Annotated in this window: 21 protein-coding genes; 10 read left to right on the forward strand and 11 right to left on the reverse strand. The window is 40.0% G+C overall.

Translation table 11 applies throughout. The features are described from left to right. The first annotated feature begins 192 nt into the window (after nt 1-192). Entirely contained in the window at nt 193-1,635 is a 1,443-nt protein-coding gene (locus G4P69_RS05390; RefSeq protein ID WP_208348746.1) for a hypothetical protein, read from the forward strand. 11 nt (nt 1,636-1,646) lie between these two features. On the opposite strand, the gene G4P69_RS05395 is transcribed toward G4P69_RS05390, so the two are convergent. Both G4P69_RS05395 and G4P69_RS05400 read right to left on the reverse strand, forming a co-directional pair. Further along, nucleotides 1,647-3,431, reverse strand: a complete 1,785-nt coding sequence (locus G4P69_RS05395; RefSeq protein WP_208339297.1) for a DNA cytosine methyltransferase — start codon at nt 3,429-3,431, stop codon at nt 1,647-1,649. 284 nt (nt 3,432-3,715) lie between these two features. Then, complete coding sequence (locus G4P69_RS05400) at nt 3,716-3,898, reverse strand: hypothetical protein (protein WP_208339296.1); 183 nt, start codon at nt 3,896-3,898, stop codon at nt 3,716-3,718. A 348-nt stretch (nt 3,899-4,246) separates the two neighbouring features. On the opposite strand from G4P69_RS05400, the gene thrC reads away from it, so the two are divergent. Beyond that, entirely contained in the window at nt 4,247-5,338 is a 1,092-nt protein-coding gene (gene thrC / locus G4P69_RS05405; RefSeq protein WP_208339307.1) for a threonine synthase, read from the forward strand. Nucleotides 5,339-5,370: 32 nt separating this feature from the next. Here the strand turns inward: thrC and G4P69_RS05410 are convergent, their stop codons facing one another. Beyond that, nucleotides 5,371-5,829: a hypothetical protein gene (locus G4P69_RS05410; protein ID WP_208339295.1), complete on the reverse strand. Its 459-nt coding sequence runs from the start codon at nt 5,827-5,829 to the stop codon at nt 5,371-5,373. 305 nt (nt 5,830-6,134) lie between these two features. Between G4P69_RS05410 and G4P69_RS05415 the strand changes: the two genes are divergently transcribed. The 3 genes from G4P69_RS05415 to G4P69_RS05425 are packed head-to-tail and all read left to right on the forward strand — an operon-like array spanning nt 6,135 to nt 7,793. Beyond that, entirely contained in the window at nt 6,135-6,641 is a 507-nt protein-coding gene (locus G4P69_RS05415) for a DUF4112 domain-containing protein (protein ID WP_208339294.1), read from the forward strand. A gap of 10 nt (nt 6,642-6,651) precedes the next feature. Beyond that, nucleotides 6,652-7,587 (forward strand): alpha/beta fold hydrolase, encoded by a 936-nt coding sequence (locus tag G4P69_RS05420; RefSeq protein WP_208339293.1) that lies wholly within the window; start codon nt 6,652-6,654, stop codon nt 7,585-7,587. A gap of 14 nt (nt 7,588-7,601) precedes the next feature. Further along, entirely contained in the window at nt 7,602-7,793 is a 192-nt protein-coding gene (locus G4P69_RS05425; RefSeq protein ID WP_208339312.1) for a hypothetical protein, read from the forward strand. Between the two features lie 453 nt (nt 7,794-8,246). Here G4P69_RS05425 and G4P69_RS05430 read toward each other — a convergent pair whose 3' ends face one another. From G4P69_RS05430 to dapB, 4 genes are all read right to left on the reverse strand, one after another. After that, nucleotides 8,247-8,489, reverse strand: a complete 243-nt coding sequence (locus G4P69_RS05430; RefSeq protein WP_208339292.1) for a DUF2281 domain-containing protein — start codon at nt 8,487-8,489, stop codon at nt 8,247-8,249. A 26-nt stretch (nt 8,490-8,515) separates the two neighbouring features. Beyond that, nucleotides 8,516-9,121 (reverse strand): Uma2 family endonuclease, encoded by a 606-nt coding sequence (locus G4P69_RS05435; RefSeq protein WP_208339291.1) that lies wholly within the window; start codon nt 9,119-9,121, stop codon nt 8,516-8,518. A gap of 218 nt (nt 9,122-9,339) precedes the next feature. Then, nucleotides 9,340-10,029, reverse strand: coding sequence for a phosphate ABC transporter permease (locus G4P69_RS05440; protein ID WP_208339290.1), 690 nt, complete (start codon nt 10,027-10,029; stop codon nt 9,340-9,342). Between the two features lie 36 nt (nt 10,030-10,065). Continuing rightward, complete coding sequence (gene dapB / locus G4P69_RS05445) at nt 10,066-10,896, reverse strand: 4-hydroxy-tetrahydrodipicolinate reductase (RefSeq protein WP_208339289.1); 831 nt, start codon at nt 10,894-10,896, stop codon at nt 10,066-10,068. Nucleotides 10,897-11,010: 114 nt separating this feature from the next. On the opposite strand from dapB, the gene dndE reads away from it, so the two are divergent. Further along, the gene (gene dndE / locus G4P69_RS05450; protein WP_208339288.1) at nt 11,011-11,406 is read left to right on the forward strand and encodes a DNA sulfur modification protein DndE; all 396 of its coding nucleotides are present in this window, start codon (nt 11,011-11,013) and stop codon (nt 11,404-11,406) included. On the opposite strand, the gene G4P69_RS05455 is transcribed toward dndE, so the two are convergent. The 3 genes from G4P69_RS05455 to G4P69_RS05465 all read right to left on the reverse strand — a co-directional run bounded on the left by G4P69_RS05455 (nt 11,396) and on the right by G4P69_RS05465 (nt 15,473). Then, a complete protein-coding gene (locus tag G4P69_RS05455) occupies nt 11,396-12,721 on the reverse strand; it encodes an ATP-binding protein (RefSeq protein ID WP_208339287.1) in 1,326 nt (441 codons plus the stop codon). The two genes, dndE and G4P69_RS05455, sit on opposite strands and share 11 nt — an antisense overlap. A gap of 79 nt (nt 12,722-12,800) precedes the next feature. Continuing rightward, nucleotides 12,801-14,129, reverse strand: coding sequence for a tellurite resistance TerB C-terminal domain-containing protein (locus tag G4P69_RS05460; protein ID WP_243902148.1), 1,329 nt, complete (start codon nt 14,127-14,129; stop codon nt 12,801-12,803). 18 nt (nt 14,130-14,147) lie between these two features. Further along, complete coding sequence (locus tag G4P69_RS05465; RefSeq protein WP_208339305.1) at nt 14,148-15,473, reverse strand: ATP-binding protein; 1,326 nt, start codon at nt 15,471-15,473, stop codon at nt 14,148-14,150. Nucleotides 15,474-15,563: 90 nt separating this feature from the next. Here G4P69_RS05465 and G4P69_RS05470 point away from each other — a divergent pair, with 90 nt between their 5' ends. From G4P69_RS05470 to G4P69_RS05480, 3 genes are all read left to right on the forward strand, one after another. Further along, nucleotides 15,564-15,881, forward strand: a complete 318-nt coding sequence (locus tag G4P69_RS05470; protein WP_208339286.1) for a TMEM14 family protein — start codon at nt 15,564-15,566, stop codon at nt 15,879-15,881. A 932-nt stretch (nt 15,882-16,813) separates the two neighbouring features. Next, entirely contained in the window at nt 16,814-18,052 is a 1,239-nt protein-coding gene (locus tag G4P69_RS05475; RefSeq protein WP_208339285.1) for an aminoglycoside phosphotransferase family protein, read from the forward strand. Between the two features lie 143 nt (nt 18,053-18,195). Further along, entirely contained in the window at nt 18,196-19,284 is a 1,089-nt protein-coding gene (locus tag G4P69_RS05480) for a T3SS effector HopA1 family protein (protein WP_208339284.1), read from the forward strand. An 87-nt stretch (nt 19,285-19,371) separates the two neighbouring features. Here the strand turns inward: G4P69_RS05480 and G4P69_RS05485 are convergent, their stop codons facing one another. Continuing rightward, a complete protein-coding gene (locus G4P69_RS05485) occupies nt 19,372-22,215 on the reverse strand; it encodes a two-partner secretion domain-containing protein (RefSeq protein WP_208339283.1) in 2,844 nt (947 codons plus the stop codon). Between the two features lie 463 nt (nt 22,216-22,678). On the opposite strand from G4P69_RS05485, the gene G4P69_RS05490 reads away from it, so the two are divergent. Beyond that, nucleotides 22,679-23,125, forward strand: a complete 447-nt coding sequence (locus tag G4P69_RS05490; RefSeq protein ID WP_208339282.1) for an acyl-CoA thioesterase — start codon at nt 22,679-22,681, stop codon at nt 23,123-23,125. Nucleotides 23,126-23,127 lie beyond the last annotated feature (2 nt).

Genomic DNA, 23,127 nt, shown 5'->3' on the forward strand with positions numbered 1-23,127 from the left:
CTCACACATCTAAGCAGAGAGTGTATTCAAGATAACTTTATTTTGACATGGGAGAATTTACTGATTTATACCAGGGTATTGGGCATGGGGCATGTCCCATTCCCGTGTCAGGTTCTAGCCAAGATCTAAGGAACAAGAGTATAAAAGAAAATACTGTACTAAATTACTGATTTAGATGTAATAAGAAGCACTATGATAAATCCAGCACGAAAATCATACAGGCATCATCAAGTTAATTCAAACACAAACAAGCGTGTCAGGAGAAAAGTAAAAAAAGAGCAGTTGATATCAAGTCCACTAGAAAATGATGACAAAGACTTGACCCCTCATCAAAGACGAAGAGGGCTAGATTCAATGGTTTCTATCGTGTTGTTATTATGTAGCGGTAGTTTAATCGCGATGTTTGGTTGGCTGAGTATGCTGTTTATATGCAATCCAGACCAACTAAGCTGGCTGAACCGAATTTTACCGGAATGGGCGAAAATCTCCTTGAGTCATGGAGAAATCTCTCAAACTATCCCACAAATTGAATCTTATCTGAGAGATCACGGGAAAATAGCTGGAGAAATCGTTTCTTTGGATGGAGAATCAAAAAAATCTTTTTTATTGCCAGTTCTTCAGGAGCGTGAGAATTGCCAGTTAAATTGTAAATATATTGTTGAGATGCGTGTATATCAACAGTCAATTAACTCCAAATTAAAATCTGAGTCAGAACTATCTTACGATTTGGCGACTCAACTACCTATCTCTGGACCAGAAGAATCTTTTGTTCTCGCTCCCTTAGGTGATACAACAGATGATAATCAAGATCCTCTACCACTAACTAAAGTAGGTCGTTTTGAAGGAGGGACACCATCACCAGGGCTTTGGTTTTATTTGCAAGGACAGCGCCAACAAGGAACGAATGCGATCGCCTACGGTCATATCTTGCACTACAATCCTCAACAGACTAACCTGAGACTCATGTTGTCTTGGACAAGTCCTAAGGGACAACTACCAGAATGGCAATCGATAACTGGTAAGGCAAAACAGTTAGTTGTTAATCAAACAATAGGTTTAGAACCTCGGCTACATATTTATCAAGTCAAACCTGTTAACCCGATTCAGTTAGAGGAAATTTCTCTAACACCACCAGCTCTTAAAGATTCAGCTTACCAAAATGCGCTGTTAATTGCTCGTAGCGGATTGTGGACGCCAGCATTCAACTGGTTAGAGTTTATGAAAACACAGCGACAACAGCCTTTTCCTGCAACAGCACAAGCACAAATCGATCTCATTCACCTGCACTCTCAACTTACTAAAATCCAAGCAGATAAAAGTTGGGCTAGTCCTAGTCAACAAGTATTAGCCAATTTGATTGATGGTCGATGGGAAAAAGCTTTACAGGTGTTTGAAGCATCCCCCGACAACGCTCAAGAAATTACCACTCTACTGAAGGCAGATACAGGAAGACTATGGAACCGTGTAGAAGCAGCTTTAAAAGTAAAACCAAATCGATCAGAGGTTAAAGCTTGGGGAGCCTTAATTTTGGCAGCGAAGTTCGGTCAAGAACGTGCGAATTCCTGGATAAAGAATCAGGAGGGAGCTCTTAGTAGGGAGCAGGGGAGCAGGGGAGTAGATATTTATGGGCGGTGAATTTGGGTTGCTTAAAAGAGGCTTTTTTTACGTTGTACACTTTCTGGTGCAAGTGTAGGAAAAGAATAGGGGATCAGGTAATGGTCATCAGGTATTTGAATATTTGTATTTTTATTTCGTACTTCAAAGCCGATGTTTTTAAGTTCAACTGCAAATTTTGATACCTCATTTTTTGACTGGAGTTTCCATATCTCTATAAGAGCAGTAGTACTTAAAATTTGACGAGTGCAAATAGATTCAGAAACTGCCTTAAAAATGTTCCAAAACTTTTCTTTTGTCGCTTCTTCAGGAAGCAATACTTCTATCTTAAGAAGAGGAGTGTATTGATAGTAGTTATTAAGCTGTACAAGATCCGATTTAATATGCAGCCTTTTAAGCTCATGTTCTAACGCTTTCCAAGCAGCTAGAACAGATTTCTTATTTGCAGAAAAAATCATTGATATTTTCTCTTGTTGAATTGACCAAGGCTTTGAGTCTTTATATGTTACGTGTATTTTAATCTTTGTCTTTTCTAACGATGTCTCTTGGTAAAAGACCTCGCTAACCACAAAATAAACTTCTTGTTCTTTTATTTTGATTTGAACTGTATAATTTGCTTTTTCTTTTGAAGAAACTTCAAAAGAAAAATTGTCTCCAATGTTTGCATGATATATCCGTGGTTCAAAACTAATCCTCTTATTCTCAAGTTGAGTATTCTCAATGGCTGACTTAGCCATTTTTGCATATTTTTCTGTTTGTGAACGTTTTCTCTTACGGAATGAAAGCTCTTGATTTTGAGGTAAATAATCTAACTTAAATGGCAGATTAACCCCAAACAATTGATCTAAAATTGCAAGTGCTAATATCCGTGCTTGTTGAGGTGGGACTGAGTTGCCAATTTGCTGAATGCAAACCCCTCGATTTCCTACAAGCTGATAATTATCTGGGAAAGTTTGAAGCCTTTTTAGTTCCTCTACTGAGAAGGGACGAGAATCCCAATGAAAAGGTCCTGTATATTGCCCACCTTGAGCCTTAATAGTTCTTACGGGATAATTTGGGTGTGCTTTGTATAAAAAATCCGAAAACTTAGAACGCCATGCGAAAATTGGCGTTGGATGACCCATATTTTCGGTGAAAAAACTGTAGTTTAAACCGGGTGGAATCTCTGGGAGAAGATGCCCGTATCTACCATTTAGTTGATTAGGAACTTTAAGTAATTCTAGGTCTTCAACAGCGCTTTTAGCGGAAACATGGTCAATTTTAGAGCAGGAATCTGGTCCATGGGTTGGTCGGGGAAAAAGAAAGCTGGTGTTTTTAGTCCCAACAATAAATATACGTTCCCGATGCTGAGGAACACCATAGTCAGCTGCATCAAGAAGACGATAAAAAATGTTGTATCCTGCACTCTCAAAAGCATCTGTGATCTGTTTCCAGGCTTGTCCTTTCTCCGCACCCGTGATCCCAGAAACATTTTCAAAAATAAAACCTTCGGGCTGGAGGAGCTTTAACAAACGAGAATATTCCTCAAACAAGGTTCCTCTGGAATCTTGAAGCCCTGAAACACCAGCCGCACGACGACCTGCAGCAGAGAAGGTTTGACAGGGAGGACCACCTATAATAAAATCTATATCCCCTAAGTTTTCGGGATGATAATCTCTAATATCTTTAGATTGTACTTTTGCTGAAGAGAATTTTTTTCCAATACCTACATTAGCGCATAGGCTTTTAGTGAATCGGTTGTCTATCTCAACCATCTCAACAACATCAAAACCTGCCTCGTGAAATCCTATATCGAGACCCCCAGCACCAGAAAACAAGCTTAAAGTGCGGATTTGTTTAAATTTGCCAGAGTTAGACCAAGTTTGTAAGCTAATTCCAAAATCGCCTTGCCAGTACCCTTGTAAGGAAAAGTTAAATAATTCGGCTATTTTGACAAAGCACATTGAATAGGGGCGAGTGTATTGAGCATAGGCTCAGGATATGCTCTGGGTTAAAACGCTTAGGGTTGGATTTTATCCCCGGCTTAGAAGCACGGGGCTGTAATCCTTCTTATTATTTTGATTGTTATATCGAGTTTGAAATCAATTTAACATTTATTTCGTTACTCTTCCTGAGTAGCACCTACTCGTTGTAGTTTCAAGTTCTGCAACTGTTGTAAGAGCGATTCAACCTCTGCTTCCAAGCTCATGAGCTTAACTTGTTGGTCAACTTGATAACAAGATTTAGCCGCCTGGCTCACGGAGACATTTTGAGAATTTTGGCTGGAAAGAACAGATGTAGACATTGTTAAGTAATATTCAGAACTCAAATCACACCATTAGAGATATTATAATAGAGTTATTTTAAGATTAATTAAAAAATTGTATATTTTTTAGAAAGTAGTCAGGAGTCAGAATTCAGGAGTCAGAATGATTATTAGTTTAAAACCGTGTCCCTTGTGGACGAGACAGGGGTTAAAACTTTTTGTTTAAAACGCCATCCCTTTATGGGTAATATATTCTGACTCCTGACTCCTGAATTCTGAATTCTTTTTTATGGGTTCCTGTAATCGATGCAAGTTTTGTAGTATCGATCTGGAAGCAGTAACCCTTTGTTCAACGAAGAACATCAGTACATAATCTACGATAAAAAAGTGACTTTGAGCCTGTCTGTAGCTAAATCTCATCGCCAACCTTGGCCAGGACTAATAGAGCAATATCGCGAATACTTGCCTGTTAATGAAAAAACACCAGTTATAACTCTACTAGAAGGTAACACACCCCTGATACCAGTTCCTTCGATTGCAGAAAGGATTGGTAGGCAAGTGCGTGTTTTTGTCAAATACGACGGTCTTAACCCAACTGGTAGCTTCAAGGACCGAGGAATGACAATGGCAATTTCCAAAGCAAAGGAAGCCGGAGCGAAGGCTGTTATTTGTGCTAGTACGGGCAATACCTCAGCATCAGCTGCTGCTTATGCTAAGCGCGGAGGAATGCGTGCTTTTGTCTTGATTCCAGACGGCTACGTGGCTTTGGGCAAGTTAGCGCAGGCATTATTGTATGGAGCAGAAGTACTGGCAATTAAAAGTAATTTTGACAAAGCGTTGACAATTGTCAGCGAAATAGCACAAAAGTATCCAGTTACTTTGGTGAACTCGGTCAATCCATACCGTTTGGAAGGACAAAAAACAGCAGCGTTTGAAATCGTTGATGTTTTAGGTAATGCGCCAGACTGGTTGTGTATTCCAGTGGGTAATGCGGGAAATATCACTGCATATTGGATGGGTTTTTGTCAATATCATCAAGTCGGGAAGTGCGATCGCCTACCTCGAATGATGGGATTTCAAGCCTCCGGTGCAGCACCTCTAGTAAATGGTCAACCCGTAACCCATCCCGAAACGATAGCTACAGCAATTCGCATTGGTAACCCTGCAAGCTGGGAAAAAGCCGTCGCCGCTCAATCAGCAAGCATGGGTAGTTTTAACGCCGTCACCGATGACGAAATTCTTGATGCTTATCGCCTTTTGGCATCAGAGGAAGGTATTTTTTGTGAACCAGCTAGCGCTGCTTCTGTAGCAGGAATGTTACAAGTGAAAGATAAAATTCCTACAGGAGCAACTGTAGTTTGTGTACTAACTGGTAATGGTCTTAAAGATCCAGAAACAGCTATTAAACACAATCATAGTCAATTTAAACAAGGTATTGAGCCAGAAGTCGAAGCAGTCGCGGAAATTATGGGACTTTAAATTAAAAATTTTGAATTTTGAATTTTGAATTTTTAATTCTTTTGCTCCCCTTCCCTCTGTTTGGTCAAACTATCAATAGCGTCACCCAAAGCGGTAGTGAGACTTTTGCGCGTTTGAGCATGATTGTCTTGCTCATTTTTCAATAGTAATAACAGGCGATCGCGTTCAGTGATAACAGAAATCAGTTTGGCTTTCAACTCGTCTATAGAGTTGATACCTGAGATTTCTTGGGAAATAGCTGCTGCTGTTGTTGTATCATTAGGTTCTACTTGGTCAACACCTTTGAGTTTTCCTATTTCTGTTTTCAAAGACGCGATCGCCTGTTGAGACATCTGAGCATCTTTACGGCGTTGTTCTGCTTCGGTGTTATAAAGTTTCTGCCATTTTTCAGCACTTTTCCACCACGTATCTCGTTCTGAGAGTAATTCCGTTATCTGCTTTCTCAGTGCCTTAATTTCTGCCAACCACTCTTGTGTTAATTCTTGACTCATGCGACTGGCTCCTTGTAACTAACTAATTTCTAAGTATTGTTACATAAACTCTAAACAATCTTTCGATTCAAGATCCCCTACAGCTAAGCCTTACAATCGTTGGCTTCATCCCAGTTAATTAATATAACTTATAGCCTTTTTCAATAGGATTTCAGGAACTTTGCTATACTTGTTAACGCTAATAAACACCAACGGAAGTCATTTCAAATTGCTGCTCAACTATAAAGCTAGAGCTAGACAGCAAAAGCGAGACAGCTTTAATTGGTGCTACAACAACCGGAATAGAACCGCGATCGCACAAAGAAATGTCTCAGCCTCGTCATCAGTTTCCCACTATTGAACCAGATTCCAAAGCAGCCACTCTGATGCGGCTACGTGAGATGAGCCGTATGCTCGATAGAGTGATTACCATCCCTATAATAAAACTCCCTGTTGGTCTAGATCCAATTATGGGAATTATACCTGTAGGCGGTGATTTTTTAGGCTTTCTATTATCTGCGTACATAGTTTTTGAAGCAGCACGCTTAGGTGTTTCAGCCTCTACATTAAGTAGAATGGCTTTGAATATCATTATTGATGGTTTAATCGGAGCAATACCAGTATTCGGAGACTTATTTGATTTTGCTTGGACAGCTAACCAGTATAATATTAAACTTCTTGAAGAACACCTAAAATCTCCCAGGCGTAGAAAGAGTGCAGATGGCTGGTTTGTATTGATAGTTTTGGGTGGATTGTCGGTTTTTGCTATTGGATTAGTGGCTTTTGTCGTGTTAGTAATTAAACTACTGATAGGAGCTTTAACCGGTAGTTAAACTAAAAGTAATGAAAGATTGGTGGCAAGATTATTTTCCTGAAGGGCGGCAAAATTTAATAATTACTGACGCAAATGGTTATCCTGTACAAATTGCTTATGGGGAAAAAGGTACAGGTAAACCCTTATTTTTATTGCATGGGGTTGGTAGCTGGAGTTACAATTGGCGTCACAGCGTTCAGCCATTATCTAAATATTTTAGAGTTATTTGTTTTGATGCGAAGGGTTATGGTTTTTCGGAAAAACCTGTATCCCGTCGAGAACAAAGCGGTCATCAATTAATTGAATTAGAGAGAATTATTCAAGCATTATGTGATGAACCTGCTGTTGTTGTCGCAGAATCTTTAGGAGCTTTAATTGCGCTTGCTCTTGCTCAAGAAAAACCTGATTTGATAGCACGATTAGTGGTAATCAATGTACCTATTTTCCCTCAAAATTTACCACACTGGGGAATGTGGCTGCTTTCTCAACTACCATTGGAAATTGTGCAAACAATAGATTCTTTACGTCTGACATATTTATTTGCACCACTTGTAAGAGAAATTATGGCGATCGAAAGGCGTTCAGTGCTATTTGATCCATCAACACTTACACAGGAAGATGTTTATTGGATGACCTACCCATTCATTGAATTTCCTGGTACTCTTACGAAAGTAACCGAAGAATTACAAATAGCAGCCCGAGAAATTGAGCATCTGCAAGTCAATAAACCAAATAAACTTGAGTCAATCCAAAAGAACCTTAATGCTATTAAGTGTCCTACATTAATTTTATGGGGCGAACAAGATAATTGGTTTCCTGCTAGCGATGGTAAAAAATTACAACAACTTCTCCCTAATGCAAAGTTACAGATTCTACCCAACTGCTCTCATGATGCTTCATCTGGTGCTTGCGAGGTTGTGAATCCAGCGATTCTTAAATTTTTGCAGGATACAGATTTTGTATAACAATAAATATCAAAATGGTCGCTAATAATATGACACTTAATCAGCTACCGAAAAAGAAAGATAAAAAAACTCAGATTTCCGAACATCCTCTTGGAAAGTTTGCTGGTAAGTTTGAAGGAGAATTTTGGGAAAATACCCTTTTGGAGATTCAAAATTCGAGAGAAATACAAAAGCAAGAAATTAACAAAACTCTAGATAATAAATAATTTCTAGAATTTACTCGATACCAGCATTGTTAGTAATTATCTTGACCCGAGTAGTGGGAGCATCTTGCTCCCTACTTTATTACTGAAACGGGCAAGATGCTTGTTTATTACTGAAGCGGGCAAGATGCCCGCACTACAATAAAAAATAAACTACATATTTGGGATGCTCCCCCTGACTCCTGAATTCTTCCTTAAGAACTAATAAAGGGGAACTATTGTTCCCCTTTATAAAGTATTGCATCCATTAAGGAATGACTAAATTCCTTACCTGGCAAACAACAACTGATTATTGCCCTGATAACTTTTCTAGAACGTTGGTAAGGTTAATACACCCTGATAACAACACCCTTGAATTCGCTTACATATACAATTTATCTGAGTTAATTAAAGCTTGGTTGCCAAAGTGGCAAATTTTTAAATTCTTCTTGGTATTGAGCCGAGGTGCTGCTCCCGTTACCATTGATTCTCTTCAACCCATGCGTCTTTGCGGATGGTGTCTAGGGTAATGTTTTTCCCTTCCCAAATTCCGGCTAGGGCGAAAAAGTCTTGATCATGTTGGGGTGGTGTTTCGGGTCGTTTATCTTGTTGTTGGCGATCAGCTTGAAATTCTAGGAATTCTACAAATTCGATTACTTTTTTTTGTTGTTCGGGGGGGAGTTGTTGGATTTTTTGAATGGCTATTTCTAGGGTTAGCATATTGGGCAATAAGTAGAAGGGAATGGTTAACGGGTAATGCTTTTATTGTATTTCCCATTCTCCGGTTCAAGGGTTAAACCGCGATAGACTTGCTCAATGGGGAAATTGAGGTTAATGCTTTTGAGTTCGATAGTATCGCCTGCTTTGTAGTTGATAATCAACCAGTCGCCTGCGTCGTTTTTGTGATACAGGTCAATTTCGATGCTGGTAGAACTGACTAGCAGGTAATCTATTAAGGCTGGGTTTTGGCGGTACATTCGGAATTTGCCGCCTCTGTCGTAGGCTTCCGTGCTGGCGGAGAGAACTTCAACGATTAAGCAGGGGTAGGTAATATATTGGGTTGTAGTTTTATCGCGATCGTCATAGGTGACGCTGGCATCTGGATAGGTATAGTTATTGGTTCCTACAATATTAACTCTCAGGTCTGAGTTACCTGTTATGCAACTACTAGCGTCTAAATGGGTATCAAGCGTAGTCGTAAATCGAATTGCAATGCGGCTATGATTAACGCTACCGCCAGTCATGGCGTAAACTTGACCGTCGATTAGTTCGTGTTTTTGTAGTTGCTGTTCTTCCCAGGCAAAGTATTCTTCTGGGGTTAAGTTTGTGGGTTTGTCTTTGGCTGCGATCATGATGGGGTTTGTGGAGCGAAATTGATGGTATTACCTTACTTTATACAAACGTTTTTTGGAGTAATACCAATTTTTTGTGAAGCTGCACATTATTTTTACCCCCCCTGTAGTCCCCCCTTGGTAAGGGGGGACGGCGTAGCCGAGGGTCAATATATGGAGCTTCATATAAAAATGGTATAAGCCTTTTTTGAATTGTTCGGTTTGGTCGAACAATTCCTTCAAAATTCTGCTTTACGGCGACGACGGCGACGGGGTGGTTCATCTTGGTCATCACGTAGGCGACTGCTGACGACGGAGAAGAAATCACGTTTTAGGTAAGGATAATCGCTAACCCAAAGTTGGCGACTGGGGATATAAAGATCGGTAATTTCTTCAATCTCACTCAAATCAGGACGATTTGACATCACGAGCATTTCTACAGCTTGACCGCGAGCAATTACTTTATAGGGAACACGTAACGGTACTTTCAACTCAGCTGTAAATCCTGAATCATCACCGACCTCTAGGTTAATCCGCTTCTCCCTGTTTTCGACAATCACTAAATCGCCTTTACTATTAACAGTTTCCTGTTTACCTAATAACTCTTCTGTAAGCCACAAATCCAATACTCGACCACGGAAAAACCCACTGTACTTGTAACTGCGACATTTTGCATTGCGCAGACTTGCCCAAAATACTGGTCCCCACAACCAATAAAGAGCGCAAAATAAACCTAGCAAAAATAGAATCGGACCCAATTCAAGTCCAAAAATCGTTTTTACTAGTAAAACAGTTGCAGCAGCAACCACGGAAATTAACAGTCGTTGCAAAAAATCAGAAAATTTCCCCCAATAATATTTGTACTGTGGGCCAGTTGCAATTCGGGGGATGAGTTGTTCAAATTTCTCGCGAGTTAGAGGGACTAGCATAGTGGATTTTGGATGTGTAGATTTGGAATTAAAAATTTACAATATTTTTTCTAATCCATATACTAACGACTTTAGCTGGAGAACCTTACGAATTGCCAGTAAGACTCCTGGCATATAACAAGCGCGATCGCTCGTATCATGTCGAAGGGTGTAGATCTGACCAGGTGCTCCGAAAATCACTTCCTGATGAGCAATCAATCCTGGTAATCGAACGCTGTGGATCCTAATACCTTCTCCTGCTACACTACCTCGTGCGCCTGGTAATTTTTCTGTTTCCTCCACAATAGCACAGTTAAAAACTTTACCCATCTCTGCTAGCATTTGCGCAGTTTGAATTGCTGTACCACTGGGAGCATCTGCTTTTTGGTTATGATGCAGTTCAATAATTTCAACGTGGTCAAAGTATTGAGATGCAACGACTGCAGCTTGTTGCAATAGCACCATACCAATGGAGAAGTTAGGAATAATTAAGCATCCTGTGCTAGCTTTATCAGCAAACTCTGCTAGATCTTGAATTTGTTCTGGACTTAAGCCTGTGGTACCAACAACAGGACGAATCCCATAGGCGATCGCACTACGAATATTGTCATACACTGAGTCAGGATGGGTAAAATCAACCATCACTCCTGGTTGTTTTTCTTGAGATGCAAACGCTAGCATTGGTTCCAATTGATTCGTGATGGGAATTTCCAATGGTTCACTTAAACCAGCAAGTTCCCCAGCATCTTTACCTTGGTGTTCAGGAGTGGTGTCAATTGCACCTACTAAGTTCATGTCTGGTGCTTGCGCGATCGCTTTGATCACCTCACGGCCCATTTTACCAGCAGCACCATTGACAACAACCGGGATAGGAGTTTGATTTGTCATAATTCGAGAAATGTTTTTGATCGCATCAAACGAATTGTAAAGCCAGTCACACTTCCTAAAATCAAAAATTCAAAAATCCCCGCATCCCATATACAAATTAAATACCAACAACTTATGGAACCACCAGTTGATCGGATTCGCTTATCCCAAACAGCCAAAGACCAACTTCTCAAACTCAGACGCAATACTAAAATTGATCAATGGAATATATTATGCCGTTGGGCGTTTTGTCGTTCCCTAGCCGAATCCGCACCTCCGTCACCAGTACCAATACCCACTGATAGCAATGTAGAAATGACTTGGCGGGTATTTGGCGGTGAAATGTCTGATATTCTGCTACTTGCTCTTAAGCAACGCTGCCACAATGATGGCTTGAGTACAGATAGAGAAACTCTCGCAATGCAGTTTCGCCTTCACCTACATCGTGGAATTGGTTACTTAGCAGGAGATCCAAATATTAAGAAGATCGAAGATTTAATTGAAGTAGCAACTAAAAGTGCTATAGGGTAAATTCTGCTGCATCATCCTCTTCTTCAGGATCTTTACCGTATGCTGTAGGCTTAAAATCACTACCGTGAATGAGTTCACTAAAAGAAATTTTTGGATTTTGGTAAAGGATATTTAGCACGCTGATAAAATCTCGGACAATCTCTCCTGGTGTGAGCAATGCTTCTGCGCCTAAACGCTCGACGATTTCCGTGATAAATTCTTTGAGATTAGAAGTTGTCAAAGTCTGCTCATAACCAAAGTTAAGAGCATGTATCTGAGCTAAAGAGAGCAACAACGTGAGGATTTCTTCTTGAGTGAGTGGGTTAAGCCGAATAACTGGTCCCATATTTTCTTGAATACCAGCCTGGGTAGCAAAACGGCTTTCTTTGGTGCGTCTACGCCAAGCCTGATCTGCAAAAAGTCCTCGGTTTGGATCTTCTAAAAATTTTGTGGTTCCACCGATAAGAACCCCAAGATGCTCTGCTTTGCACTGCATGATATCATTAAAAACACCCAAGAGCCTGTTATAATTTTTCTCACGAGTGACTGTGGTAGATATTTGGTACAGATTCACAGCCTCATCAAGCATGACGATAAACCCTTTATAGCCAATTTCAGCAACAAACTTGGCTAAGAGCTTAATGTAGTCATACCAACTATCATCATCTATAATTACACGTACTCCTAAAGCCGCTTTTGCCTCAATTTTTGTGGAAAATTCTCCTCGTAACCAGCGCAAAGCCGAGCCCTTTAATGTATCGTCGTCTGAACGGTATCCACGCCAATAGGCAATCACGACGCTACCAAAATCAAATCCGTGCACTAAGTCTTGAATATACTCAACGACTTCCCTAATTTTCTCTTCAACTTTGTCATCAAAACCCTCGTCGTTAGGGCGCATTCCGGTTTCTTTGGCAACTTCTTGTTGGATTTTGTTAATCCATCCTTCTAAGATTGAAACTAAAGCGCCACCATCAGGACGAGTTTTTGTAGCGAGGCGGCTCATTAACTCTCGATATGTTGCTAAACCTTCATTGTTCGTTCCAGCTAACCGGCGCTCCGAGGATAAATCAGCATCAGCAACGACAAAACCTTGCTCTATAGCATGACTGCGAATGAGTTGCAGCAAGAAGCTTTTACCTGAGCCATAATTACCTATTATGAAGCGAAATGCTGCTACTCCCTCTGCTATATCATTAAGATTCTGTAATAGGCTGCCAAGTTCTTGCTGACGTCCTACTGCTATATGTTCTAGTCCTACTCTTGGTACTACCCCTGCTCCAAGAGAGTTTATCAAACCAGTAGATATTTTTTTCGAGATTTTGAGCTTTGCCATGCAGATCACCTCACATCACCTTATTTTAGCTTAAGGGTGGATTTTATCCTAAAGGTGGGCATCGCTTGCAATACTCAATTCATTTTGCTGAAGTTTTGTTAGTGATCAACGCTTCATATGCTGATATCATTTCTTTGACATTTATCATATGTTCTTGATAAATTTCAACAGGTTCAGCATATGGGTTAATTATCAATTCCCCAATGGTATTGTTAGCTCGCTCGTTTATCGAATCAATTAATAAATGCGGCATTGTAATATTTTGTTCGGCAATTTTTTTTAAATGAGAATTAGGATTTTCTTCTTTGAGCATAGCTTTCAAGACTTCAATTTCATGTTGTGGTAGCTGAGCCAAAAATTCAATCCACTCTTCTGGCAAATTTTCCGAAATACTGGCTATATTCTCTTTTCTTTCTAAAGATTCAAGTAAATTAGTCAGAGGAAGCAGCCCAATATTACTCTCTGGGATGAGTTCTTGTTCAAGGGTTTCTGTTTGTTGCAGCAGTTCCCAAACTTGGTTTTGTAATTGGTCACGTTCCTCTTGCAGTAATGCAACCTGTCCTTCTAACTGTTTAAGTTCTGTTTTTTGCTCGTTTAGTTTAGCTTGCAAAGAATTTAAACTAGCCTCAACATTCTTTTTCTCAATTTTTTTGTCTAAAATCAATTGGTTGTGCTTTTTGCCTTGGCTTTCTAATTCTTGAATTTCAACTCTTAGCGCATGTAATTTTTCCTCTAGTTGAGGTTTGAGTCGATTAAGTAAGATTAAATTACTTTCTATTTCTTCTTTTTGGTGTGTGAATTCTCCGATTTGGTTTTGTAGTTGAGTTATCTCTGAGCGCGTTATACTGCAATTCAACTCTAATCGACGTTTTTCGGCTGCTAGGGCAGAAAATGAAGTATTTAATTCTGCTTTCGTAGTTTCTAATTGTTGAATTTCATTTTTAAGATAGACGATTTCTGCGGATAACTGATTTCTCTCGCCTACAAAACTGTTTAATTCTCGATTTAGTAAGTCTCTTTGACTAAGGCGTTCTGCTACTTGAGTTTGCAGCTTATTTGACTCTGTATATAATAATGTACTGTGAGCTTCAAGCTGATTAACTTCTGTAAATATACGGGACTTCACAACCTCAAGTTCTTTAATTCTCTTTTGAAGAGAATCTAAAATTATCATCTCATTAGCTCTTCTCCGTTTATCTACAAATAAAACTGATAAATAGGTTGCTGGTACAGTAATTAACCCTGAGAGAAAGGCTTTACTAAAATTCCAACTAAGAACCAAACTAAGACCAAAACTGACACCAAAGGCAACTGTACCTATAATCAACCGATTGCCACTTGTTGCTGATTGCATATTGCTGGTTTTTAGCATAATCAAGTTATCAGAATAAGTATTTTTCGTAGTCATTACAACTCAAATTATTGCTTAACGTTCTTGTAGAGAGTTTTGCGAACCAAACACGGCTACGTCAGCTTTCAAGAAATCAACAAATTGCCTTGCTGTTCTTCCAGAACGACCATTGTGACGAGTAGCCCATTGCAAGGCTTGATATTCTAAGTCTTCCTGCCTTATATTAATTCCAGCTTGCGACGCTAAATGCCGGACAATTTCTAAATAAGTTTTTTGATCAGCAGGTTCAAAAGTCAATGTTAAACCAAAGCGATCGCTAAACGATAGCTTTTCTTGCATTGTATCCCATGCGTGAACTTCCTCTTTTTCTTTAGGTGTTGGTCTGTCTGCAAAAAACTCCCGAATTAAGTGACGTCGGTTAGAAGTTGCGTAGACTACAACATTCTGCGATCGCGCTGTTAAATTACCTTCTAAAACAACTTTGAGCGCTTTAAAAGCGTCGTCATCTTCTTCAAAGGAAAGATCATCGACAAAGATGATAAATTTTTGTTGCTTTCTCCGTAACTGTTCTAAAATTACAGGCAAATCTTGCAATTCAGATTTTCCCACTTCCAGTAAGCGTAAGCCTTGACTTCCATACTCATTTAACAAAGCTTTCACTAAGGAAGATTTTCCCGATCCACGACTACCATAAAGCAATACGTGTAGTGCTACTTGCCCTGATAATAAAAATTCTGTATTTTTCCGCAAAGTGTCTTTTTGAGATTCATAACCCACAAGTTCACTCAACTTTACCGGATCAGGATATCGAATGCCAACAAATTTTCCAGAGTGCCAACGTAAAGCCTTATACTCTGCAAATAATCCTGTGCCAAATTGCTTATAATAAGTTGCCAAATCTTCTACAGCTTCAGCCCAATGTTCTGACTTCAATAGAGATGAAATGTGCTGCGTTGCCACATCTTGTGTTACCTGCTCGTTATACCATACTACTGGTGAAATAGGTAGACGCGCTACATCTTGTACCCATTCACTTAATGATGCGCTGCTGCATTCATAGAGATCCTGCAGGGCTTGTAGATCGTGTTGAACTGCTGCAATCAACGATGCAGGCAATTGGTCAAAATCTATCTGTTGAGCCTGCATACTAAAAGGATTCTCAGATCTCTCTATTTGAGTGATTAAATACTCCTCCCAGTTTTGATTTCTTGTGGCTAAAGAATTGAAGTATCTACCGTAAGCTTCAAGGCAACCTAGTGCATCGGCATCAGTGTAACGTATGGCTTTTAACAGGTCAAGAAATGCATTGCCTACTTCACCTTCCAGAACAGATTGGTAAAGTAAGAGGGAGGCTGCTTGACGCTGAAGGAATTGGATCTTTGCGATCGCTTGATTATCCATCAATCAACTCGTTTATCTAGCTAAACAGCTATGTTAAATTGTCTGCTGACGCTTCTTGCAGCAAAATCAAAATCTACATAGGTTTTAACAATGACTTTAGGTATTGTTGCCGCTCTTGCCTACGGCATTTTAGCCATTGTTGGTGGTGTTATTGGTTACAAACAAGCTAGTAGCCTAGTTTCCCTGATCAGTGGTAGCATTACCGGCTTATTACTCCTGGTTGCTGCTATTATCCAAATCCAAGGTCAATCTTGGGGTTTAAGCTTAGCGGTGATTATCACCTCTGTTCTCGTGGTTTTCTTTGCTTTTAGACTTGCTAAGACACGTAAGTTTATGCCTGCGGGATTAATGACTATTTTGGGCGTGGTGGCGCTAACCATGATGCTGAGTCAGCTATTGGGAAGGTAGCATAAATCTCCATGACACGATCATTGTCAGTTTTCTCTGACATTGCTCCACTCTCCCTACCAAAAATAGATTAGTACATTTATATTACCCTAAAGTGGACCTTGCAGCAAGAAAAATCGTCGCTTCGCTCCTGGGTGTAGGAGGTAGGGTGTGGGGTGTAGGGTGTAGGGTGTAGTGGAAGAGATCTGCCAATGTACATCCCACCCCAAGAGCAATGGGGTTTGAATCCACATATTCTTCATACCCTACCCCCTACACCCTATCTCCTACACCCAGTCAGCAGGCGAGGTAAGCGGCTAAACACATACCGCTAGTCTCTATCTATTTCGATTTCAGCGCATTTCAAGATACTACTTAAAATTGATTTCTGAGTACATAAATAAGATAGAATCAACGCTTTAACTATGAGGGGTTAAACCCTGCACTAATTAATGTTGGCAATGAACTTAAAATTGATTTCCGAGTACATAAACAAGGTAGAATCAACGATTTAACTATGAGGGGTTAAACCCTTCACTAATGAACATAGAAAATGCTTTGTTGAAGATATTTGTTGCTGTACATGTTAGAGCCTTAACTAAAGGATGAAATCTATTAAGATTTGCACAGCAGTTAGAAAAAATCAGGATAAAAACCCTAAAGAATTATTTATAATTTTCTAGTAATATTTGGATCATTTCTGAGTGTATTGTTGCCATTTTGGCAAGCGTTAATCCAAAAAATCGGATATTAATAGATTATTAATACTCAACGATTGCTGCTGTAGAAAGCCTAACAATCGATGATTGTGTAGATCTATCTATGGTGTCGAAGTTGAACGAAAGTCAGCTATACAGGCACTCATAAAAATTATCAAACCTAGACAGTATTGCTATAGATAGGCAATAAAAATATTGTGGTTTCTAAAAATTTTAGATTTTAGGAAAGAATATATGGTATTTTCAATATCTTCTGATAACGTTACAAAATACTTGCAAGAAAATGGTCTTATTAGCTCAAACAAGAGCTTATTAGGGAACGCTGAATTACCTTCAAATAGCAAGAAAAATTTCAACTTAGTAGTTAGTGTATCCGAAAATCAAAAGCTACTGGTTAAACAAGAACGCTGCATTGAAAATGAAGTAAATCCGCAAGAGTTTTTCAACGAGTGGCTGTTTGAGCAATTACTTCAGCGCTTTCCTGTTTTAGGAAATATCTCGGAGCTTATACCATTAGTAGCACATTTCGATGAAGAAAATTCCATCATCGTCCGTAACTACCTGACGGAGTATGTCGATCTGGCAGATTTTTATCAAAATACCTTGTACTTCCCAAAAGCAATTGCCATTGCAATTGGTACCACTTTGGGAATGCTGCATCGCACTACATTCAATCACCAAGAGTATCGTAAATTTATGGCAACTCCTCCGCAAGGACAGTTTCGCTATCAAGTTTACAATCCAGCACAAGGAATAGGCTCAATAGGACCAGAGACTTTTGGCTTGATTCCCACGGATGCACTGAAATTCTACACTCTCTATCAGTGTTACGCAAGTTTAGAAGCAGCAATTGCAGAGTTGTCAAATGAATGGAAACCTTGTTGCCTAACTCATAACGACCTAAAATTCCACAATATTCTAGTGCATTCAAAATGGGATCAACTAGATAATTGCCTTGTGCGATTTATCGACTGGGAAGCTTGTGCTTGGGGAGATCCAGCATTTGATCTAGGAACTCTAATAGCCAATTATTTAGAAATTTGGCTAGATAGCTTGGTTATAGATCCAATCATTGAGTTAGAAGAATCTCTACATTTAGCAGCTACGCCTTTGGAAGTTCTTCAACCTTCAATACTGGCTTTAATCCAAGCATATCTCAATGCTTTCTCAAGCATACTGGAGTACCGCCCAGATTTCTGCTTACAAGCTATTCAATTTGCAGGTTTAGTGTTAATTCATCAAACTCAGGAAATGATTGAGCACCGTAGATACTTTAATAATGCTGCTATTTGCAAACTGCAACTTGCAAAAAAACTACTCACGAAACCTGAAGACTCTGTATTAACAGTTTTTGGTGTTTCAGAATCGGAAATCATTAAGCCTTTCGCAAAAGTTACACATCGCCAGCACCAAGAGAAAAAGCAAAATTTACTTCGCCTTTATTACGACAACACACGTCTACGTGGATGTTAATAAAAAAGAATTCAGGAGACAGGAGTCGGAATTCAGCTTGGGAATTCTATCTCATCGCTTCTGCTTCTGGTGAAATCCCTATCTCATCGCTTCTGACTCGTGACTCCTTCTTTAAGTATTTATTCTCACTCATATCCTAAATTATGCGTAATTCTACTACCAATCAACTGCTCAATTCCTTGTTTGATATTGCTAATAATATACAGATTGAGCCAAACTTTTGTATTCGTCATCCTGAATATCAACCCTTTGCACTGCCTACTAAAGTAGCAGATCGATTTCAGCAAAATTCACCAGCTTTGCAGCAGAAGTATCTTACCTTGCTACTGCGGAACTTCCTTCATGGGATATATTACAATGGCTCTCTGCAAACAACTTTAGCAATGAGTGCTGATCCTGCTCATGATGTGCCATGCCAAAATTTAGAAAATAATTCTTTGCTGGAGATTGACTGGGAATTTTACGAGCAACTGCATAATAACAATCATGGTAAAGGTTACTTTGACCCTGGTTGGCAAGTATTACGGCGGGAACCTGACGGAAGTATAGCGGTGACTAAAGGCGGGTTGACATTGTACGTTGAACGTGATTGTCATTTAGAACCGGCGATAAAATCTGTTAAGGTTGGTGGGTTGGTTGCTATTTGGATGCCGAAAAACAGATTACAAAATAGCTTCTATATTGCAGTCAGTAATGTTGGTCAAGAACAACTTGGCTATCGAGATACTGATTTGGGTGTAGGCAGAATTTATTTTAACTTAACTCCGTCGGGTGCGATCGCCCTCATGGATAGGGTAACACGGGAACTCAATGATGCAGCTATTCCCTTTAGCTTTCAGGTTCCATACAATCGATCTGCGTATCGACGCTATGATTCAGGAAAACTTTACTTTGAGCGCCATAACTATACCCTAATACGAGAAATTCTTCAGGATATTTATAGAGAGCATCAATCAGATTTTCACAAAGAAGTTCCCTTATTCACCAAGTTTTTAGCACCAGGGCTGAGTGTCGCAGAACAACCAAGCCAAAAATTTGCTCGTACAGAAAGTTTCGGCATGAACCGTTGTCAAATTGTTGCTAACGCTTTGCTAGAAGCTTGGCAAAACGACAAGCACTCTCCAGAAGAGCGTATTAGCACAATCCATGAACATTTTGCTCAACTAGGTATTGATTTACACCGCCCATATCTTAATCCTAGTTCTGAAGATATTTATCAACCGTTAAGTTAATGCATTAGGAGCAAACTCTACGCTCAATGGTTAACTTACCTTTGAGAGAGCGATCGCATGAAGCTAGGGGGTAATTGGAAGAGATGTTCACCTTGCAGGACAACTCGTTTGAGTACCACTAGAGGTAGTGTTGAGTACAGAAGAGATGAGGGTGACTTCACCCTTTCCGTTGAACACCCAGCCAGTAGCAGGAACAATTTCTATGGGTTTAGGTTTAATTTGAGCAGCGTGTCTGTTGGGTTGATTTTTGTGTGCTGTAGTCTGTGGGAGGCGAGTGTCTGACCATATCGCGTCGCTGGTAAGGGGTTCGTAAGGGCTGGGGGGTAAGCCACCGCGTCCGGTGATGGTGAAGTTACTACCACCTGCTATTTCATTAAAGGCACGACAATTAGAGTCAACTAGCTTTGGGGGTTTTTCGGAGACTGTGGGTAAAGTCACTAAACCATGACTGGGGTCAACTTCGGGAGTATTAATTTGTACCGTGCCATTTAATTGAAAATTTGCCCCTGTAGCTGTGATGGTGCTATCAGGGGAGCGAAAAAGCCCTTGAGTATTAATAACTACCCGACCTCCTCTAGCATCAGTAGAATTGGCGCTGATATTGCTCTTTTTTACAACGGCTAAAACGTCAGTATCAATGTTGATGTTGCCACCAATAACGCCTGTACCTGTGGCATTGGTGGTGATGTTGCTGCCTCGACTGAGGATTAAAAGTGGGGAGTTTACGTTTATTGTCGCTTGTTCCCGGTTGGGGTCTTTGTTGGGGCTACGAGTGTTAGCATTGAGAGAGGCTTCATTATCAAGACGGATGCGATTGGCGTTGATCGTCATAATACCCGCGTTACTCATGCCACGACTATCAACAAGTACACTGGCACCGTCACTCACCGTTAAATCTTGAGTGGTTATTGTCAAATTTCCTGCATTACCAGTTGAACCAGGTTCAGCGGAAGCAAGTAAACCACCGGCAGCGGTATTAACATTGACAATCCTACCAATCAGTTGAATGTGATCAGCATTAACAATCAAGTTGCCTCCTTTGCCCTTACCAAAGGTACCAGTACTAATCTGTCCCCTCTCTACGAGTACATCTCTAGCGGTAATCGTCAAGTCTCCAGCATCCCCAGTTGAACCTTGACTAGCAGCACCAAACGTACTAGCAGAAACCCTTGCTCCATTTTGGACAAGCAAATTCTGAACTTTAATAGTCAAATCACCTCCTTTACCTACACCGAAAGTGCTAGCGCTAACCTCTGCTCCGTCGTCTACGAGTAAATCTTTTGTAGTAATTGTTAAACTTCCAGCCTTCCCGACTGCTGCATCTCCAGTTGAGTTTAGGGTAGCCTCAGCAAATAAACCACTGGTAAAACTTCCATCAGCAGATGTACCAATCAGTTTTACGCTATTGGAGGCATTAACTGTTAAATTGCCTCCTTTACCAGCACTAAAAGTGCTGACAATAACTTCTGCCCCATCACGCACAAGTAAATCTTTAGCGGTAATTGTCAGATTTCCTGCATCCCCCGTCGAACCTTGGTTAGCAGAAGCAAACAAACCACTGGCAAGCTGACGACCATCAGCAGACCTACCAATTACTTGCACGCTACCCGTTGCATTGACAGTCAAATCACCTGCTTTACCTGCACCCAACGTACTAGTACTAACCTCTGCCCCATCGCGCACAAGTAAATCTTGAGTATTAATTGTTAAATTTCCTACATCTCCAGTTGAGCCTCTGCCAGCAAAAGTATACAAACCACTCCGGGTACTACCATCAGTAGATGTACCAATTAGTTGAGTATTCAAGGCATTAACTGTTAAATTGCCTCCCTTACCTACAGCAAATGTGTTCGCACCCACCTTTGCCCCATCGCTCACTAATAAATCTTTGGTAGTAATTGTCAAATCTCCACCTGTGCCAGTAGCGTTGAGATACACGTCATTTCTTATTTGACTTCCCTGCTGTACTTTTACTTGTTCTGTAGCGTTAAGCGTAATATCTCCAGCTTTTGTTTCAGGTGTTCCCAAACCTTGTCCAATACCAGCATAGAGTAAACTTCCTCCCAAAATTTCTATATTTTGGGCATTAACCGCAATATCTCCTCTACCTGCGCCAGATACATCCACAAACGCTTGATTCGTAAGCGATACCGAAGCACGAGTAACATTCTCAGGAAATCCCAACCTCAAATTATTCCCATCTAAGATTAAATTAATATTTCCAGATGCGGCCAATCCCCCTAACTCAACTCTTCCACCATAAGCATTTAATTGACCGCCATCCATGCTGACATTACCACCCACCAGCAGCAAGCTCTTGCCATCTCGAACACGTAACCCAGACGAATCTTCTCCTGTTGGTGCAATACCAGCAGGAGCGGTTGAACTGTTTTGAATGGATGCATTTTTGACAATCTGGTTGTAAAACAATGCTGTTGGATTAACTGTCAACAACTCTGGATTATTAGGGACATTTGCACTGAAAGAGCCAAGGTTACCAAATTGAATGGCATTAGCAGTAGTAGCAACAAATGAGCCACCAACATTGAGTGAAGCATTTTTCCCAAAAATAATTCCACTTGGATTGAGGAAAAAGAGATTTGCTGTGCCATTGGCTTTAATTATTCCATCAATACTAGAAACTGACCCACCCGTTACCCGACTAAAAATATTTTGAACATCGAGTCGGTTGTTGAAAGAAGCCGTACCCCCGGTGGGAATAGAAAACTGCTGAAAGCTGTGGAATAAATTACGCCCTGCTTGCGTTCCCCCAGTGATATTAAAGACTCTGCCATTTAATGTAACGTTGGAATTATTTGGTAGAGTCCCATCCGGCGTAATTTGGGCAGTTGTACAATTGGTAGAGAATATACAAACGTTACTAACAGCAAGCCCTAATAACTGTTTCCACACAGCACTCTTCACTGACATTGCAGTCTCCTTTGAAACCCCAGTAACCGAGAATTACTCACTATCATGAATAAACCATAATTCGGGTACCAGTAGTGTCACTGCTTTGTAACAACAACATATTCTATACAAAACTTTACAAAATAGAATTCAGGGGTTAGGAATCCTTGTAAAGCATAGGGTATGGGGAGTCTCATAACCAAACCTGTGTTTATTCAATGCGCAAAAACCGCTCGATGCAATATTCGGAGATACTAACAAAGCTTGGTGTAACAGATGAGCTATCACTACACCCTATACCCCACACCCTGCATTTCTGAGAAGATGAGATTTTACAACCAGCAGTCAATTTAACCCGTGATAAATAAGAAATTATGTTTATGTATTTTCACAGCTTTGGTATTTTTTCACTTTGAAGTCTATATAATTTTTATAGTTAAGAGAACCTCTAACCTAATCACTCATATCATACAAACTTTCTAATATGTCTTTCACTTATAACCGTACCGTTCGATTTCAAGATACAGATGCTGCCGGAGTTGTTTATTTTGCCAACGTCTTGGCTATTTGCCACGAAGCTTATGAAGAGTCTTTATCAAAGATAGGGATTAATGTCAAAGATTTTTTTACTAATCCATCTGTGGCTTTTCCAATTGTTCATGCTAGTGTAGATTTTTTACGACCAATATTTTGTGGAGATAATTTACTTATTAGGTTAGTGCCTCAACAGCTAGGTAATGATAAATTCGAAATTACTTATGAGCTTATGGTTGCTGACGTAATGGTCTCAAAAAGCTTGACTAGACACGTTTGTATTGAAACAGATACTAGAAGTAAAACAGAATTGCCTGAACATATCAAAGAATGGTTAGAGACAAATCGCAGAGAATCAGAAAGTGCAGAGCGAAGAAAATCAAGAGAGGCTATTTAAAC

It is taken from the genome of Aetokthonos hydrillicola CCALA 1050, assembly GCF_017591665.1.
Lineage (GTDB): Bacteria > Cyanobacteriota > Cyanobacteriia > Cyanobacteriales > Nostocaceae > Aetokthonos > Aetokthonos hydrillicola.

Coding starts and splice junctions, on each gene's coding strand:
- dndE (WP_208339288.1), top strand. CDS start 11,011: ATGGAACCACCAGTTGATCGGATTCGCTTATCCCAAACAGCCAAAGAC.
- G4P69_RS05490 (WP_208339282.1), top strand. CDS start 22,679: ATGTCTTTCACTTATAACCGTACCGTTCGATTTCAAGATACAGATGCT.
- G4P69_RS05475 (WP_208339285.1), top strand. CDS start 16,814: ATGGTATTTTCAATATCTTCTGATAACGTTACAAAATACTTGCAAGAA.
- G4P69_RS05420 (WP_208339293.1), top strand. CDS start 6,652: ATGAAAGATTGGTGGCAAGATTATTTTCCTGAAGGGCGGCAAAATTTA.
- G4P69_RS05410 (WP_208339295.1), bottom strand. CDS start 5,829: ATGAGTCAAGAATTAACACAAGAGTGGTTGGCAGAAATTAAGGCACTG.
- G4P69_RS05460 (WP_243902148.1), bottom strand. CDS start 14,129: ATGACTACGAAAAATACTTATTCTGATAACTTGATTATGCTAAAAACC.
- G4P69_RS05480 (WP_208339284.1), top strand. CDS start 18,196: ATGCGTAATTCTACTACCAATCAACTGCTCAATTCCTTGTTTGATATT.
- G4P69_RS05455 (WP_208339287.1), bottom strand. CDS start 12,721: ATGGCAAAGCTCAAAATCTCGAAAAAAATATCTACTGGTTTGATAAAC.
- G4P69_RS05470 (WP_208339286.1), top strand. CDS start 15,564: ATGACTTTAGGTATTGTTGCCGCTCTTGCCTACGGCATTTTAGCCATT.
- G4P69_RS05485 (WP_208339283.1), bottom strand. CDS start 22,215: ATGTCAGTGAAGAGTGCTGTGTGGAAACAGTTATTAGGGCTTGCTGTT.
- G4P69_RS05415 (WP_208339294.1), top strand. CDS start 6,135: ATGTCTCAGCCTCGTCATCAGTTTCCCACTATTGAACCAGATTCCAAA.
- G4P69_RS05440 (WP_208339290.1), bottom strand. CDS start 10,029: ATGCTAGTCCCTCTAACTCGCGAGAAATTTGAACAACTCATCCCCCGA.
- G4P69_RS05435 (WP_208339291.1), bottom strand. CDS start 9,121: ATGATCGCAGCCAAAGACAAACCCACAAACTTAACCCCAGAAGAATAC.
- G4P69_RS05390 (WP_208348746.1), top strand. CDS start 193: ATGATAAATCCAGCACGAAAATCATACAGGCATCATCAAGTTAATTCA.
- G4P69_RS05425 (WP_208339312.1), top strand. CDS start 7,602: ATGGTCGCTAATAATATGACACTTAATCAGCTACCGAAAAAGAAAGAT.
- G4P69_RS05465 (WP_208339305.1), bottom strand. CDS start 15,473: ATGGATAATCAAGCGATCGCAAAGATCCAATTCCTTCAGCGTCAAGCA.
- dapB (WP_208339289.1), bottom strand. CDS start 10,896: ATGACAAATCAAACTCCTATCCCGGTTGTTGTCAATGGTGCTGCTGGT.
- G4P69_RS05430 (WP_208339292.1), bottom strand. CDS start 8,489: ATGCTAACCCTAGAAATAGCCATTCAAAAAATCCAACAACTCCCCCCC.
- G4P69_RS05400 (WP_208339296.1), bottom strand. CDS start 3,898: ATGTCTACATCTGTTCTTTCCAGCCAAAATTCTCAAAATGTCTCCGTG.